A 275-nucleotide genomic window follows, 5' to 3' on the forward strand; every position below is an offset into this window, starting at 1 on the left:
TGAGCGCCAAAAGATGATTGACCGGCCCCATGAGCTCTCAATCAGTCGTCAGGCCAAAGCCCTGAGTATATCCAGAAGCAGCGTTTACTACCGGCCTCGTCCAGTTTCACCGGAAATATTGAAACTCATGCGCCGGCTGGACGAGTTGCATCTAGAGTATCCGTTTGCGGGTAGCCGCATGCTGCAGCAGCTGTTGAAGGTAGAAGGCTTTGATATCGGCCGACGTAGAGTAAGGTCCTTGATGAAGAGGATGGGTATTGAGGCAATCTACCGAC

At 52.4% G+C, this 275-nt stretch carries 1 protein-coding gene; it reads left to right on the forward strand.

All coding sequences use genetic code 11. The annotated features are described in order from the left end of the window. Positions 1-275 (forward strand): IS3 family transposase (locus PsWM33_RS09535; RefSeq protein ID WP_153039920.1); only part of this gene is annotated, 275 nt, incomplete at both ends.

The organism is Pseudovibrio sp. WM33, from assembly GCF_001623165.1.
Lineage (GTDB): Bacteria > Pseudomonadota > Alphaproteobacteria > Rhizobiales > Stappiaceae > Pseudovibrio.